This window comes from Bradyrhizobium sp. UFLA06-24, assembly GCF_054967145.1.
This window is the reverse complement of record NZ_JADFUE010000003.1, coordinates 1-15808: the sequence shown is the minus strand read 5'-3', so window position 1 is coordinate 15808 and position 15808 is coordinate 1. Positions and strand designations below refer to the sequence as shown.

Below are 15808 nucleotides of genomic sequence, written 5' to 3'. Positions count from 1 at the left end.
AATGCATGGTTCCGTACATCTACGTAGCCAGGACGGCCAAATCAGCGGGAATCCACGAGAAAGTGACGTTATTCGCCGCTCGACAGCAGCGAGCCGTGCATCTTGGCGCTGCGCAACAGGGCAAGGAATGCCCAAAACGAAGCAGCCAGGAGGCAGGCGTTGATAGCCAACGCCTCCAGCATGAGATCGGTCCTGAAACTGTTCTCGATCAGCAGCGCGCGCATTCCCTCGAACACGTAAGTCGGCGGCAGCGCCCAGGCGACGTATTGCAGCCAGCCCGGCAGCACGCTGACCGGATAGTAGATGCAGGCAAGCGGCATGATCGCGAACATCAACGTCCAGACGATGCTCTCGGCGCCAAGGCCGTTTCGCAACACCAGGCCCGAGACGAAGATGCCGACCGACCAGCTGGTGAAGATCAGGTTGCAGAAGAACGCGATCAGCGGCAGGCCGAGGCTGTAGACATTGAAATGAAAGAAGATCAGCGCAAGCAGCGTCATCGGGATGATACCGATCGCGAGCCGGATCAGGCTCATGACGGTCAGCGAGAGCAGAAACTCGATCGGCTTCAACGGGCTCATCATGAGGTTGCCGAGGTTGCGCGCCCACATCTCCTCCAGGAAGGAGATGGAGAAGCCGAGCTGGCCGCGAAACAGGATGTCCCAGAGGATGACGGCGCCGATCAACGTGCCGCCGGCGCGCGCAAAGAAGCTGGCGTTTTGCGCGATGTAGTACTGGATGAAGCCCCAGGTGATGACCTGGAGCGCCGGCCAGTACAACAGCTCGAGCAGCCGCGGCCAGGACGACAACAGCAGGTACCAGTAGCGCAGGATCATCGCGCCAATGCGGTGGCCGGAGATGCCGCCAGTTAAAGAGATCTCAGTCATGATCGCTCCGCTGGCTGCCCAAGCCGTCATTGCGAAGAGCTCTTGCGACGAAGCAATCCAGAATCTTTCCGCGGGCAGACTCTGAATTGCTTCGCTGCGCTCGCAATGACGAGGGAAGCATCACGAGTCCTCTCATCTTGCCCCCTCCTTCGCCCCATTGCTCCGCCCGCGCGCGACATCGAGGAACACTTCTTCCAGCGTGGTGCGGTTGTAGCGGGCCATGATGGCGTCGGGCGTGTCGTCGTCCTCGACGCGGCCACGCTTCATGATGATGACGCGGTCGCACAGACGTTCGACCTCGAGCATGTTGTGCGAGGCCAGGAGGATGGTGGCGTTGTTGTCCTTGCGGTAGCGCTCCAGATGCGCCCGCACCCAGTCGGCCGTATCGGGATCGAGCGAGGCGGTCGGCTCGTCCAGCAAGAGCAGCTCGGGTTGGTTGATCAGCGCCTTCGCCAGCGCGACGCGGGTCTTCTGGCCGGCGGAGAGCTTGCCGTTGGCACGGTCGATGAAATCGTTCAGATCAAGCTCGGCAGCCAGTTTTGAGATGCGGTCGGCAAGGTCCTTCACGGCGTAGAGCTTGCCGAAAATGGTGAGGTTCTGCCGCACCGTGAGCCGCATCGGCATGTCGACATAGGGGCTCTCGAAATTCATCCGCCCCAGCACCTCGGCGCTTTGCTCCGGCATGGCGTGGCCGAGCACGCGGACGCGGCCGGAGGTCGGCAGCACCAAGCCCATGATCATCGCGATGGTGGTGGTCTTGCCAGCGCCGTTGCCGCCCAAGAGTCCGGTGATGCTGCCGCGGGGAAGCGAAAAGGAGATGCCGTCCACCGCACGGGTCTGATTGTAGACCTTGACGAGGCGATCGACGTCGATGGCCGCGGACGAAATGCCATCCGCGACAGTCGGCCGGCTTGAAGCATTGTCATTCCCGGTCATGCTAGAGGCGTTCTTCTGCCATTGCGCGGTGGAGCGCAAGACTTGATTGACTTGAAGCCGACAGCTCGCAACCAGACCGGATGCGGGCCCGCGTGTTTGTGATCGGACACGCGCACCGCTAGATTGGCCTGCCATGACCGAGACCTCAGCCTCCGACTTCCGCCCGTCGCAACGACACATCCGCCTGGATACGATCCTGCGGCTGCGCTGGCTCGCGGTGCTGGGCCAGTTAGCTGCGATCTTCGTCGTGGCGCAGGGGCTTGAATTCGACGTCGAGATCGTGCCTTGCGTCAGCATCATCGGCCTGTCGGCCGTGCTCAACCTGGTGCTCCAGACCGCGGTGAACCCGATGCGGCGGCTGGAGCCGATCCAGGCGGCCGGACTGCTGGCGCTGAACATCGTGGAACTGGCCGCGCTGCTGTTCTTCACTGGCGGATTGCAGAACCCGTTTTCGTTCCTGTTCCTGGCGCCGGTCCTGATCTCCGCGACCGCGTTGCCGGCGCGGCTGACCTTCGGCCTCGGCATCCTGGCCGTGGCCTGCGCCTCGATCCTGTTCTTCGTTCATTTCCCGCTGCCGTGGGATGCGGAAGATCCTGTCGTGCTGCCGCCGATCTATCTGGTCGGCGTCTGGCTTTCGATCGTGCTCGCGATCGGTGTCACCAGCCTCTATTCGTTCCAGGTGACCGAGGAGGCGCGCAAGCTTGCCGACGCGCTCGCGGCCACCGAGCTGGTGCTGACGCGCGAGCAGCACCTGACCCAGATCGACGGCCTCGCTGCCGCCGCCGCGCACGAGCTCGGCACGCCGCTCGCCACCATCTTCCTGATCGCGCGCGAGCTGGAGAAGACGGTGAAGGACCCGAGTTTCGCCGGCGACCTCAAGACCTTGCGCGAACAGACGCAGCGTTGCCGCGACATATTGAGCAAGATCACCCAGCTCTCCTCGACGGGCGCGCCATTCGACCGCATGAAGCTGTCCGAGCTGATCGAGGAGGTGGTGGCGCCGCACCGCGATTTCGGCGTCGAGATCAAGGTGCGGATCGCGGTGACCGCCGCAGCCGAGCCGGTCGGCTCGCGCAATCCGGCGGTGCTCTACGGGGTCGGCAACATCGTCGAGAATGCCGTCGACTTCGCGCGCACTACCGTGGAAGTGAATGCATGGTGGAACAACGACACCATCGAGATCGTGATCTCCGACGACGGCCCCGGCATACCGCCCGACCTCATGAAACGGATCGGCGAGCCTTATCTGTCGCGGCGACGAACCCAGGATTCCGGCGGAGGCCTGGGGCTCGGGGTGTTCATCGCCCGAACGCTTCTCGAACGCACCGGCGCCAAGGTCTCGTTTACCAACAGGACGTTTCCGGAACACGGCGCCGTGGTGCAGATCGCGTGGCCGCGCGAGCGATTTGAGGCTATCGAGAGCCTCGAGGAAACAATAGGATAGGCGCGACCTTGCGTCGCACGTGAGGCCCGATCGACTATTGGCGGCCTTGGCACCGCCGGATTGCGACGCCATATATAGATGTGCTGGAGAGAGGACAAAACCTTGAACGCCATCGCTGAGCTGAACGAACAGACCGACCGCTCGCTTCTCATCGTGGAAGACGACAAGCCGTTTCTGGAGCGCCTGTCGCGCGCGATGGAGACACGCGGCTTTGCGGTGACGTCCTGTGACACGGTTTCGGATGGCCTTGCGCAAATCGGCAAGTCAGCGCCTGCTTTCGCCGTGGTCGATCTCAGGCTCGGTGACGGCAACGGTCTCGACGTCGTCTCCGCGCTGAAGAAGAAGCGCCCCGAAGCGCGCGCGATCGTGCTCACTGGCTATGGCAACATCGCCACCGCCGTCACCGCGGTGAAGATGGGCGCGGTCGATTATCTCTCGAAGCCCGCGGATGCCGACGACGTCGTCGCCGCGCTGCTGTCGACCAATGCTGAAAAATCCGAGTTGCCGGCGAACCCGATGTCCGCCGACCGCGTGCGCTGGGAACACATCCAGCGAATCTACGAAATGTGCAACCGCAACGTCTCGGAAACGGCGCGAAGGCTCAACATGCACCGCCGCACGCTGCAGCGGATTCTCGCCAAGCGCGCGCCGCGGTAGTTTCGGCAATCCACTATTTCTCACCGTTACAGTGGCCGCTTCTTCAGCGGCCCTCGACGGGCGACGGCCCGGCTGCATCGCGGCCGTGCATCCTTCGCGGCTCGTTGCGCGAGCACCTCAGATGACATGATACAGATCACGTAGGGCGGGCAAAGGCGCGCAGCGCCGTGCCCACCTCGTCATTGCGAGCGTAGCGAAGCAATCCAGAATCTCTCCGCGGAGGCAGTCTGGATTGCTTCGTCGCAAGGGCTCCTCGCAATGACGGTTGAGCAAAGCGACCGCCGCTAATCCCAAAAATCCGCGTGCCCTTGCGGGTCGACCAGGCGGTTGATGCGCAGCGCTGCGGCCATCGCAAACCGCACCGTCATCTGCTTGCGCGTCGCCGCAGCGATCTTGTGCTCGGGCGCTTCGCAATGCATGTGCGCACCATAGGCGTCTGCGATGATCAGGCCGGTATCTTCAGGAAAGATCTCGCAGGGCAGGTCCTGTGTGAAGGCGAAGAACAGCCGGTCGCAATGGGCGCGGTATTCGTGCCATTTCTGGTCGGCGCGCAGATCTTCCACCGATGATTTGATCTCGACGATCCAGATTTCGCCGCGCTCGTTCAACGCCACGAGATCGGCACGCCGGCCCGACGGCAGCGGCAATTCGCTGAGGCAGGAAAAGCCGAGCGAACGCAACAGCCGCGCCGTACCGCGCGCGACCGCGAGCGCCGTTTCGGATTGGCGGCGGTCGGGTGGTGGAACGAGGGTGATGCGGGCGGTGTTGTCCATGACGGGAGATTAGCCGATTCCATCCACTCCGTCATTCCGGGGCACGCCACTTGGCGCGAGCCCGGAATCCATAACCACAGGGAGGGGTGTGGGACGAAGCGGGTAACTCCGAGTCATCGTCAAACCTGATCCTGTGGTTATGGGTCCGGGGCTCGCGACTTCGTCGCGCCCCGGGACGACAGCCAGGAGGCGGAACCTCCCCTTCCCCAATCACTTATCACGCAGCCGCCGCACCCCTCGGCGGGAGCATCGAGGCTGCGCGCGCATGATCGACGATCTCTGGTACAAGAACGCCATCATCTATTGCCTGTCGGTCGGCACCTATATGGATGCCAACGGCGACGGAATCGGCGATTTCAAGGGGCTGCAACGTCGGCTCGACTATCTGCACGGTCTCGGCATCACCACGATCTGGCTGATGCCGTTCCAGACCTCGCCGGGCCGCGACGACGGTTACGACGTCGCCGATTACTACAGCGTCGACCCCCGTTACGGCACGCTCGGCGATTTCGTCGAGTTCACCCATGGCTGCAAGCAGCGCGGCATCCGCGTCATCATCGACCTCGTCGTCAACCACACCTCCGACCAGCATCCCTGGTTCAAGGAGGCTCGCCGCGACAAGAACTCACCCTATCGCGACTGGTATGTCTGGTCGGACAAGAAGCCTGCCAACGCCAACAAGGGCATGGTGTTTCCCGGCGTGCAGAAATCGACCTGGACGCGCGACAAGGAAGCCGGCGCCTACTACTTCCACCGCTTTTACGATTTCCAGCCCGACCTCAACACGTCCAATCCGCGCGTGCAGGCCGAGATCCTGAAGATCATGGGCTTCTGGATCCAGCTCGGCGTCTCCGGCTTCCGCATGGACGCTGTACCCTTCGTGATTGCGACCAAGGGCGCGAAGGTGAAAAAGCCGGTCGAGCAGTACGACATGCTGCGCACCTTCCGCGAATTCCTGCAATGGCGGGAAGGCGATGCCATCATCCTTGCCGAAGCCAATGTGCTGCCCGACACCGACATGGAATATTTCGGCAAGGACGCCGACCGCATGCACATGATGTTCAACTTCCAGGCCAACCAGCATCTGTTCTATGCGCTGGCGTCGAGCGACTCGCGCCCGCTGGCGAAGGCGCTGAAGGCAACCAAGCCGCGCCCGGCCTCGGCGCAATGGGGCCTGTTCCTGCGCAATCATGACGAGCTGGACCTCGGACGACTCACCAAGGCGCAGCGCGACACCGTGTTCAAATGCTTCGGTCCCGACAAGGACATGCAGCTCTACGATCGTGGCATCCGCCGCCGCCTTGCACCGATGCTCGGTGGCGACCGCCGGCGGCTCGAGCTCGCCTACAGCCTGATGTGCACGCTGCCGGGGACGCCTGTGATCCGCTATGGTGACGAGATCGCGATGGGCGACGATCTCTCGCTGCCCGAACGCAACTGCGCACGGACACCGATGCAATGGTCGACCGAGCCGCATGGCGGCTTCACCAAGAGCGACAGGCCGGCGATCCCCGTGATCGACGAGGGGCCCTACGGCTATCCGCACGTCAACGTCGCCAAGCAGCGGCGCGATCCCAACTCCATGCTGAACTGGACCGAACGCATCATCCGCATGCGCAAGGAGGTGCCGGAAGTCGGCTGGGGCGACTTCACCGTGATCCCGACGCGCGATCCCGCCGTGTTCATCATCCGCTATGACTGGCGCAACAATTCGGTGCTGTTCGTGCATAATCTCGACGAGAAGCCGCGCGAGATCGCGTTCTCGGCGGGCCTGCCGGGCGACGCCGGCGCGCATCTGATCAATCTGCTCGCGGAAGACCACAGCCACGCCGACAAACGCGGTCAGCACCGCGTGGTGATGGAGCCGTACGGGTACCGGTGGTACCGGGTGGGAGGGCTGGATTATCTGCTGAAGCGGAGTGATGTGGATGGGGCGAGGGTGAAGGGAAAGAAGCATCCGGGATGACTGCCGAGACGCTCTCCTTCACTCCGCTGCTTCAGCGATCGTCATTGCGAGCGCAGCCAAGTGGCAGCAGTCTGGATTGCTTCGCTGCGCTCGCAATGACGGGGGAACAGTGTCGGCCACCTCTTCGCCCTTGCAGGGACGGCGGCTAGGCAGGCACCACCACCACGCCCTCGTTGCCGCGCAGATCCAGCACGCCCTCCAGCCGCTCGCCCTCGCGATCCAGAAAGGTCGACAGCAGGATCTCGCTGCCGAATCGGATCGCGCTGGTGGTCACCGCAATCGGCTCGGGACCGAGATTGAGTACGATGACGACCGCCCTGCCCTGGGCTTCGCGGCGATAGACCAGCAGATCGCCCTGCGCGGCGACCGGATGATAGTCGCCTGACACCAGCGGCGGACAGGTCTTGCGCAACGCGATCAGGCGCTTGTAGAGGCTCAGGATCGAGCGCATGTCGGCGTTGAGATTGACGACGTTCTCGCGGACATGATCTTCCGGCAGCGGCAACCACGGCTTGGCCTCCGAGAAGCCGGCGAACCGCGAGCCGTCCCACTGCATCGGCGTGCGGCAGCCGTCACGCCCGACGCCGATGCCGGGCACGTTCTTCTCGAAGGGATCGCGGACATCGTCCGGCGCGATCGCGAGCTGATGCATGCCGATCTCGTCGCCGTAATAGAGCGTCGGCGTGCCGCGCAAGGTCAGCAGCAGCATGGCGGCGACTCGGGCCTGCTCGGGCCCGACGCGGCTCGCCACGCGCGGGCGATCGTGATTGCCGAGCACCCAGTTCGGCCAGGCGCCCCTGGGGAGCGCCTTTTCGTAGTCCTCGATGATCTTCTCGATCGAACGCGCGCTCCAGAATGTCGAGAGCAGCGCGAAATTGAACGGCATCTGCGCGCCGGTGAGATCGTTGCCGTAATAGGCCATCAGGCGATGCAGCGGCAGATAGATCTCCCCGATCAGCACGCGCGCATCGTAGGAATCCGTGACGCGCCGCATCTCGGCGATGACATCGTGCACTTCGGGTTGGTCGGTGGAATATTGAGTGAGGATCTTTTCGTTCGGCGGCCGGCCCTCTACGTAATGCGGATTGGGCGGGTTGTCGCGGAATTCGGCATCCTTGATCAGGTGCCAGATCACGTCGACGCGAAAGCCGTCGACGCCCTTCTCCAGCCAGAACCGCATCACGTCGTAGATCGCGGCGCGCACCTGCGGATTGCGCCAGTTGAGGTCCGGCTGCTGGGTGAGGAAGGCGTGATAATAATACTGCCCGGTGGCCTCGTCGAAAGCCCACGCGCTGCCGCCAAATTCCGACAGCCAGTTGTTCGGCACACCGCCGCCGGGTGCGGGGTCGCGCCAGATGTACCAGTCGCGTCTGGCATTGTCGCGCGAGGAGCGGCTCTCGATGAACCAGGGATGCTGGTCGGAGGTGTGGTTGGGCACCAGATCGAGGATCAGCTTCAATCCGTTTTCATGCGCCGCCGCCAGCAGCGCATCGAAATCCGCCATGGTGCCGAACAGCGGCTCGATGCCTGTATAGTCGGAGATGTCGTAGCCGAAATCGGCCATCGGCGAAGGGAAGATGGGTGACAGCCAGATCGCATCGACGCCGAGCGATTTCACATAAGGCAGCCGTCTAAGGATGCCGGCGAGATCGCCGACGCCGTCGCCGTTCGAGTCCTGAAAGGAGCGTGGATAGATCTGGTAGAAGATTCCGTCGCGCCACCAGTTTTCGCCGCTCTGAGCCATGCCGGACACCTTCCAAAGACTGCCTCTCGCGCGGGAGAACGCAGAAGCACCGCCCCGGTTCAGATTGGCGAGCCAATTGGGACGGCCGTGTGACCTGTTCCCCGGCCTCTCGCGCGAATCTTTTGCTTGGCGACATGGCAAAAATCGGCATTGTGGCGCCCATGACCGAGCAAAATGAAACTCAAGCCAAGGCCGGCGCGATCATCGTCCCGGTGACGCTGTTCGAGCAGAACTGCACCATCATCTGGGACGAGCCTTCGAAGAAGGCCGTGGTGATCGATCCCGGCGGGGACGTGCCGAAAATCCTGGAGGCCATCAAGCAGACCGGCGTCACCGTGGAGAAGATCTGGCTGACCCACGGCCACATCGACCACGTCGGTGGCGCGGCCGATCTGCGCGACGCGCTGAAGGTGCCGATCGAGGGCCCGCACCTCGCCGACAAATTCCTGCTCGACGCCGTCGTGGAGAGCGGCGCGCGCTTCGGCATGACGGGGTTGCGCAATTTCGCGCCCGACCGCTGGCTCGAGGAAGGCGACAGCGTGTCGATCGGCGGATTGACCTTCGACATCCTGCATTGCCCCGGTCACTCGCCGGGCAGCGTGGTGTTCTTCAACGGCGATTTGCGCTTTGCCCATGTCGGCGACGTGCTGTTCGCGGGCTCGGTCGGGCGCACCGACCTGCCCGGCGGCAGTCACGCCACGCTGATCAACTCGATCAAGACCAAGCTGCTGCCGCTCGGCGACGATGTCGGCTTCATCTGCGGCCACGGCGCCGGCTCGAGCATCGGCCAGGAGCGGATGACCAACCCGTTCATCACCGGCGAGATGTGAGGGTTTATTCGGCGGCGTCTGCCAGCGCCGCCGTCTCGCTCAGGTTACGCTCGCCCCATTCGCGGATGGCCGCCACCACAGGCACGAAACTCTTGCCCTTGCGGGTGAGGCGATATTCGACCTTGGGCGGGACCTCGCCGAAATCCTTGCGATCGATCAGACCGCTCGCGGTCAGCGCCTTCAACTCGCGGCTGAGCACGCGCGGGGTGATCTCGGCGCTGCCGGTCGCGCCGCGCAATAGGCCGCTGCGGATCTCGCCATAGCGGCGCGGGCCGTCCTTCAAGTCCCAGACGATGCGCAGCTTGTACTTGCCGCTGATCATCTTCTGGAACGCTGCGACCGGGCAGGCACGTGCGGAAGCTCTTGCCATGTCGTCTCCTCCCGGGAAGGAAGGATAGGAGCAGCGTTGAAAAAGTCCATACTATCAATTTTGTCCGTACTTGCAGGACGGCGCACAGGCCGCAGATGATGGTGCACATGACGAACAGGGAGCGTCACATGAAGCACTTCATGATCAAGTACCAGTTCAAGAACGGCGCGGCGGAAGAGTGGCACCGCGAGATCGGCCGCTTCATCAAGGCGATCGACGCCGATCCGGAATTGAAGGGGCGGATCGGCTATCGCGTCCTGAAGAACCGCGACGACAAAAACTATTTCCACCTCGCCAGCGTCGCCGACGAGGACGCGCAGAAGACGCTGCAATCCCGCGACTTCTTCAAGCACTATTCCGCGATGACCCGGCAAGTCTCCGGCGGCGAAGTCACGGCGACGCCGATCGAGATGATCGACACGACGGCTTGAACCTACTTCATCAAGCCGGCGGCGGTCAGCGCGCGGGTGATGATCTGGCCGAGATCGAAGCCGCGAGGCTCGCGGTTCGGCTCGGCCTTGTCTTCTGCGACCTTCGTCCGGATCGTGCGGGCGAGATGCGGCGCGGGCGTCGGCTTTGCCTCCGCCTTCTTCGCATCCTGGATCCACCCCGTGAGGCCGAAGAACTTCGCGATGTGGTAGGACGACGAAATGCCGGCCTCGATCAGAAACGCGCCTTCGACGCCGTAGCGCTGGTCATTGTCGGCAAGTCCAAGCGGCGTGCCATGGGCCATGCCTGTGATGGCGTAGGACTCGACCAGCGTCTCGCCGTCCTTGTTCCACCAGGCCTGGCGCGGATAGCCGTCGACATTGGTCTCGGCCATCGGCGTCGCCGGCAGATCATGCAGATCGAGCCACTGCTTGACGATCTCGTTGGCATTGCCGGGGTTGACGGTGCGATCGGCGCTGCCGTGCCACACCGAAATCTTCGGCCAGGGCCCGCGATGGTTCGAGGCCCGCCGCACGAAATCGCCGAGCTCGCGCTCGGGCCTCTCAGGGGAATGGAACATGCCGTCCAGCGCTTCGCGCAGGTTCGAGGCGATGCCGTAGGGCAATCCGGCAATCACCGCACCGGCCGCGAACACTTCGGGATAGGTCGCGAGCATCACCGAAGTCATGCCGCCGCCGGCGGAAAGGCCGGTGATGAAGATACGCCCGGGATCGATGCGATGCGCCTCGACCATATGCGCGATCATCTCGCGGATCGATCGCGCCTCGCCGCTGTCGCGCGCGGTGTCCTCGGGGTTGAACCAGTTGAAGCAGGTGTTGGCGTTGTTGATGCGCTGCTGCTCGGGCATGAGAAGCGCAAAACCGTAGTGACGTGCCAGCGTCGACCAGCCCGCGCCGAGATCGTACGTCGCGGCGGTCTGGCCGCAGCCATGCAGCACGACCACGAGCGCGTGCGGCTTCTGCATTTGCGCCGGCACGAACGCGAACATGCGCAAGGCTCCTGGATTGTCGCCGAAGCCGGTGACCTCCTGCAGCGGGCTGGAGGCACCGGCGCTCGCGCCGAAGTCGGGCAGGCGCAGGCCATCCAGCTTTGGCAAGCGTCTCAAGAGATCGACATTACGGGCAAGCGGCACGGCAAATTCCTGGGTGGGCGGCTTTCAACGTTTACCCAGACCAGATAGTTGCTGCAGTGCAAAATGAAAAGACCGTGTGCTGCCGATCAGCTCGAAAGCGCGCAGAATCCCGCAGGAATCCGCACGTATTAACCGCACTGCCTCAACTTCGCGCAGATACGCGACGCATCCATGACAGGAATGCGGCGCAGATCATGATTAACGCCGCAAACAGCGCGAGCGAGACGAGGAATCCTGCGCGCGCTGATTGCAGCGATTCGACAGCGAAGAACACCGCGCCGATTGCGGCCACTCCGGCCGCATTTCCGATCTGCGCAATGGTGCCATACATGCCGGAGGCCGAACCGGCCGCGACCGGCTTCACGGTCGAGAGCACCGCCGCCGACAGCGGCGCCATCACGAGGCCCTGGCCGTAGCCGAAGACGATCATGACAACGGCGAGCATGAGCGGCGTCGGCGCATCGACGTCAATTGCAGCAACCGCAAGCGCGGCGAGGCCCGCGATCTGCAGCGCGCAGCCTTCGATCAACACCTTGGTGCCGCGATGCTTCGCGCGCGCGGCGCTGTGGCGCGAGGCCACGACGAAAGCGAGCGCGAGCGGAACGAAGGCGAGTCCCGCGGCGAGCGGCGCAATCTTCAAGCCCCGCTGCATGAACAGCGTCATCACCAGGTAGAACGAGAGATTGGCGACGAAGAAAAAGAAGGCGGCGCCGAGCCCGCGCAGGAACGCGGCATCCGAGAGCAGCGTCAGATCGATCAGCGGCATGCCGCCGATGCGCGCCACGGCGCGTTCGAGCCGCACGAATGCGAACAGGATCGCACCGCCGCCTGCCATCACGGCCCACAGCCACGGCGCCCGGCCGAAATCGTGGCCGAACAGCAGCGGGCCGATCAGGCACAACAATCCGGCGAACAGAACCAGGCTGCCCTTGATGTCGAGCTTGGTGGCCGGTCGCCGCGGCACCGTCGGCATGATGCGCCAGGCCGCCATCGCAATGACGAGGCCGCAGGGCACGTTGACGAAGAACACCGCGCGCCAGCCGGTGTGGGCGAGGTCGATCGTGACCAAGAGACCGCCGAGCAGAAAGCCCGCGGCGCCCGCAAGCCCCAGCACGATGCCGTAGATGCCGAAGGCGCGGCTGCGCGCTTCGTCGGTGAAAAGCAGATGCAGCGTCGCCAGCACCTGTGGCACCATCAGCGCCGCGGTCGCGCCCTGCGCCAGACGGGCAACGATCAACTCGGTCCCGGATTGCGCGAGACCGCACCACAGCGACGTCACCGTAAAGCCGGCCACGCCGGCGAGAAACACGTTCTTGGTGCCGTGGATGTCGCCGAGACGGCCGCCGGTGACGACCAGCGTGGCATACGCGATCAGATAGATCGCGATGACGGACTCGATCTGCGCAGGCGTCGCCTTCAGCTCGATCGCGATGGTGGGAATGGCGACGTTGACGACGAACGCATCGACGCCGAACATGAACTGCGCGGCGACAACGATCGCCAGCACCCACCAGCGGCGGGTCGAATCGACAGGTTTTGTGACGATTTGATGCATCGGCGCGGTCCCCGGGATAATCGCGGCCCGACGATTTCAGACCGCGCGCGGCGGCGCGATTACCTCCAAGGTCAGATTCGGGCGCCGTTCGCCTCTTCCCGCGTGCGGGGAGAGGGAGAAAGCGCGCATGCCTGCATTCCGCCGTGCGGGACATCGCGCGATTGCGTTCGCGTCGGGCAGCACGTAGCCTCACCCTCTCAACAAACAAAAAGACAGCCGGAGAGAACGCCATGGCGCGCCTGAAGTTCGGAGCCTTCCTTGCCCCGCATCACCCGATCGGGGAGCATCCGATGCTCCAGTTCCGGCGCGATCTCGACCTGGTCGAGCAGCTCGATGCGCTCGGCTATGACGAGTTCTGGTGTGGCGAGCATCATTCGTCCGGCTGGGAGATGATCGCTTCGCCCGAGATGTTCCTGGCCGCCGCCGGCGAGCGCACAAAGCGGATCAAGCTCGGCACCGGCGTGGTGTCGCTCCCTTATCACCATCCCTTCAACGTTGCCCAGCGCATGGTGCAGCTCGACCACATGACCGGCGGCCGTGCCATCTTCGGCTCCGGCCCCGGCGCGCTGGCCTCCGACGCGCACACGCTCGGCATCGACCCGATGACGCAGCGCGATCGCCAGGACGAGGCGATCGCCGTGATCCGCCGCCTCTTCAACGGCGAGCGTGTCACCGCAAAGAGCGACTGGTTCACCATGAATGACGCGGCGCTGCAGATACTGCCGCTGCAAGAGGAGATGCCGTTCGTGGTGGCCTCGCAGATCTCGCCATCGGGCATGACGCTCGCCGGCAAATACGGCATCGGCATCATCTCGCTGGGCTCGATGACGACGCAGGGCTTGATGTCGCTGCGGCAGCAATGGCAGTTCGCGGAGGATGCCGCCAAGAAGCACGGCACGAAGGTCGACCGCGCCGACTGGCGCGTGCTCCTGACCTTCCACATCGCCGAGACCCGCGAGCAGGCCCGCAAGGAAGCGGGCGCCGGACTGATGCGCTGGCACAACGAGTATAATGTCGGCACGCTGCAGCGTCCGGGCCTGACCGCATTCTCCTCGCCGGACGAAGCCGTCGACAAGACGGCCTTCGTCGAAGGTGCCGCATCCACCATCGGCACACCCGACGATCTCGTCAAAACCATCAAGAACGTCATGGAGGTGTCCGGCGGCGTCGGGGCCATCATCGGTTTCGTGCACGACTGGGCCAATCCGGAAGCGACCCGCCGGAGCTGGGACATGGTGGCGCGCTACGTCGTGCCTGAGATCAACGGCTACATTGACGGCCTGCGCAGGTCGCAGAAATTCGTCATCGAGAACCGCGCGATCTTCGAGCGTGCGGGCCAGGCCGTGATGGCGAAGATCATGGAGAATGAGAAAGCCGCCGAGGCGCTGAAGGTGACCGGCCCCGGCCGCGTCGCCATTCCCGCCGTGAACGCGCCGGATCTGCAGAAGGAAGCGGCGAAGCAGCGGGGATAGCGGGCAAGCCGGATCGCGTCGTCCCGGACCAGCGCACCAAAAGCGCCCGTAGGTCCGGGACGACAACGGTATGCACGACGCTTCGCGCGCAAGACAACCGCCGCACCCACCGTGCCTGGATTGTGCTATATCGGAAGCGACTGCCAATCGGAGCAACCCCATGTCGATGCAGGCTGGGCCGACGCCGCCCAAGCGCAATCAGCTGAAGCACATTCCGGGAGACGAGGGTTGGCCGATCATCGGCAAGACCCTGCAGGTGCTGGCCGACCCCAAGGGCCATATCGAGGCGAACGGGCGGAAATACGGGCCGGTCTATCGCACCCATGTCTTCGGCGAGACCAGCGTCGTGCTGCTCGGGCCCGAGGCCAACGAACTCGTAATGTTCGACCAGCAGAAGCAGTTCTCGTCCGAGCATGGCTGGAACCCGGTGCTCGGACGCCTATTCCCGCGCGGCCTGATGCTGCTCGATTTCGACGAGCACCGGCTGCATCGCAAGGCGCTGTCGGTCGCGTTCAAGTCCGGGCCGATGAAATCCTATCTCAGCAATCTCGATCGCGGCATCTCAGCGCGCGTCGCGCAGTGGAAGGCGAACCCCGGCGAGATGCAGCTTTACCCGGCGATGAAGCAGCTCACGCTCGATCTCGCCGCGACGTCCTTTCTCGGCGCCGACATCGGGCCGGAGGTCGATGAGATCAACCGCGCCTTCGTCGACATGGTGGCGGCCGCGGTCGCCCCGATCCGCCGCCCGCTACCCGGCACGCAGATGGCCAGAGGGGTGAAGGGACGCAAACGCATTATCGCATACTTCCGCGAGCAGATACCGTTGCGGCGCGGCAACCACGGCGGCGACGATCTGTTTTCGCATCTGTGCCGCGCCACCCATGAGAACGGCACGCCTTTGTCCGACCAGGACATCATCGACCACATGAGCTTCCTGATGATGGCCGCACACGACACGCTGACCTCGTCGCTGACGTCCTTCGTCGGCGAGCTCGCGGCGCATCCCGACTGGCAGCAGAAGCTGCGCGACGAAGTCTTTGCGCTTGGCCTTTCGGCCGATGCGCCGACGAGCTTCGACGATCTCGACAAGCTGCCGATGACGGAGATGGCTTTCAAGGAGGCGCTGCGGATCAAGCCGCCGGTGCCATCCATGCCGCGTCGCGCGGTGCGCGACTTCTCCTTCAGGGGATTCGACATTCCGGCCGGCACCTCGGTCGGGGTCAATCCGCTCTACACGCACCATATGAAAGACATCTGGCCGGAACCGGATCGCTTCGATCCCCTGCGCTTCACCGAAGAGGCCCAGCGCAATCGGCATCGCTTCGCCTGGGTCCCGTTCGGCGGCGGGGCGCATATGTGCCTCGGCCTGCATTTCGCCTACATGCAGGCGAAATGTTTCGCGCGGCACTTCCTGCAGAACGTCGAGGTGTCGCTGGAGCCTGGCTATAAGCCGGACTGGCAGATGTGGCCGATCCCGAAACCGAAGGATGGGTTGCGGGTGCGCGTGAAGGCGATCTCGTAGGGTGGGCTAGCACGCGGCTGCGCGGTACGCAGCCCGCTGGCGTAACCCACCCCTTTCGTGTCCGCGGTAA

The 15808-nt window shown here is 64.0% G+C and carries 14 protein-coding genes; 7 read left to right on the top strand and 7 right to left on the bottom strand.

Annotated elements, in window-relative coordinates:
• Nucleotides 1-68 precede the first annotated feature (68 nt).
• Nucleotides 69-887 carry an ABC transporter permease gene (locus tag IF809_RS04070; protein WP_128969032.1) on the bottom strand — a complete coding sequence of 273 codons (819 nt, stop codon included), beginning with the start codon at nucleotides 885-887 and terminating at the stop codon, nucleotides 69-71.
• A 132-nt stretch (nucleotides 888-1019) separates the two neighbouring features.
• Nucleotides 1020-1823, bottom strand: coding sequence for an ABC transporter ATP-binding protein (locus tag IF809_RS04065; RefSeq protein WP_462836895.1), 804 nt, complete (start codon nucleotides 1821-1823; stop codon nucleotides 1020-1022).
• Between the two features lie 133 nt (nucleotides 1824-1956).
• On the opposite strand from IF809_RS04065, the gene IF809_RS04060 reads away from it, so the two are divergent.
• Entirely contained in the window at nucleotides 1957-3267 is a 1311-nt protein-coding gene (locus IF809_RS04060) for an ActS/PrrB/RegB family redox-sensitive histidine kinase (RefSeq protein WP_462836894.1), read from the top strand.
• Nucleotides 3268-3369: 102 nt separating this feature from the next.
• On the top strand, nucleotides 3370-3924 hold the full coding sequence (locus tag IF809_RS04055; RefSeq protein WP_128969035.1) for an ActR/PrrA/RegA family redox response regulator transcription factor: 555 nt from the start codon (nucleotides 3370-3372) through the stop codon (nucleotides 3922-3924).
• 284 nt (nucleotides 3925-4208) lie between these two features.
• On the opposite strand, the gene IF809_RS04050 is transcribed toward IF809_RS04055, so the two are convergent.
• Entirely contained in the window at nucleotides 4209-4697 is a 489-nt protein-coding gene (locus tag IF809_RS04050; RefSeq protein WP_128969036.1) for an MmcB family DNA repair protein, read from the bottom strand.
• Between the two features lie 265 nt (nucleotides 4698-4962).
• Here IF809_RS04050 and IF809_RS04045 point away from each other — a divergent pair, with 265 nt between their 5' ends.
• Entirely contained in the window at nucleotides 4963-6663 is a 1701-nt protein-coding gene (locus IF809_RS04045) for an alpha-amylase family protein (protein WP_128969037.1), read from the top strand.
• Nucleotides 6664-6808: 145 nt separating this feature from the next.
• Here IF809_RS04045 and IF809_RS04040 read toward each other — a convergent pair whose 3' ends face one another.
• The gene (locus IF809_RS04040) at nucleotides 6809-8407 is read right to left on the bottom strand and encodes an alpha-amylase family glycosyl hydrolase (protein ID WP_462836893.1); all 1599 of its coding nucleotides are present in this window, start codon (nucleotides 8405-8407) and stop codon (nucleotides 6809-6811) included.
• Between the two features lie 161 nt (nucleotides 8408-8568).
• Here IF809_RS04040 and IF809_RS04035 point away from each other — a divergent pair, with 161 nt between their 5' ends.
• Complete coding sequence (locus IF809_RS04035; RefSeq protein WP_128969039.1) at nucleotides 8569-9237, top strand: MBL fold metallo-hydrolase; 669 nt, start codon at nucleotides 8569-8571, stop codon at nucleotides 9235-9237.
• 4 nt (nucleotides 9238-9241) lie between these two features.
• On the opposite strand, the gene IF809_RS04030 is transcribed toward IF809_RS04035, so the two are convergent.
• Nucleotides 9242-9607, bottom strand: coding sequence for a winged helix-turn-helix transcriptional regulator (locus tag IF809_RS04030; protein ID WP_128969040.1), 366 nt, complete (start codon nucleotides 9605-9607; stop codon nucleotides 9242-9244).
• Between the two features lie 128 nt (nucleotides 9608-9735).
• Here IF809_RS04030 and IF809_RS04025 point away from each other — a divergent pair, with 128 nt between their 5' ends.
• On the top strand, nucleotides 9736-10038 hold the full coding sequence (locus IF809_RS04025; protein WP_244659401.1) for a hypothetical protein: 303 nt from the start codon (nucleotides 9736-9738) through the stop codon (nucleotides 10036-10038).
• 2 nt (nucleotides 10039-10040) lie between these two features.
• Here the strand turns inward: IF809_RS04025 and IF809_RS04020 are convergent, their stop codons facing one another.
• Together IF809_RS04020 and IF809_RS04015 are read right to left on the bottom strand one after the other, a co-directional pair.
• Nucleotides 10041-11189, bottom strand: a complete 1149-nt coding sequence (locus IF809_RS04020; RefSeq protein ID WP_462836892.1) for an extracellular catalytic domain type 1 short-chain-length polyhydroxyalkanoate depolymerase — start codon at nucleotides 11187-11189, stop codon at nucleotides 10041-10043.
• Nucleotides 11190-11331: 142 nt separating this feature from the next.
• The gene (locus tag IF809_RS04015) at nucleotides 11332-12744 is read right to left on the bottom strand and encodes an MFS transporter (RefSeq protein ID WP_462836891.1); all 1413 of its coding nucleotides are present in this window, start codon (nucleotides 12742-12744) and stop codon (nucleotides 11332-11334) included.
• A gap of 230 nt (nucleotides 12745-12974) precedes the next feature.
• On the opposite strand from IF809_RS04015, the gene IF809_RS04010 reads away from it, so the two are divergent.
• The gene (locus IF809_RS04010) at nucleotides 12975-14216 is read left to right on the top strand and encodes an LLM class flavin-dependent oxidoreductase (protein ID WP_453981077.1); all 1242 of its coding nucleotides are present in this window, start codon (nucleotides 12975-12977) and stop codon (nucleotides 14214-14216) included.
• Nucleotides 14217-14376: 160 nt separating this feature from the next.
• On the top strand, nucleotides 14377-15738 hold the full coding sequence (locus tag IF809_RS04005) for a cytochrome P450 (protein WP_462836890.1): 1362 nt from the start codon (nucleotides 14377-14379) through the stop codon (nucleotides 15736-15738).
• Nucleotides 15739-15808: the final 70 nt, after the last annotated feature.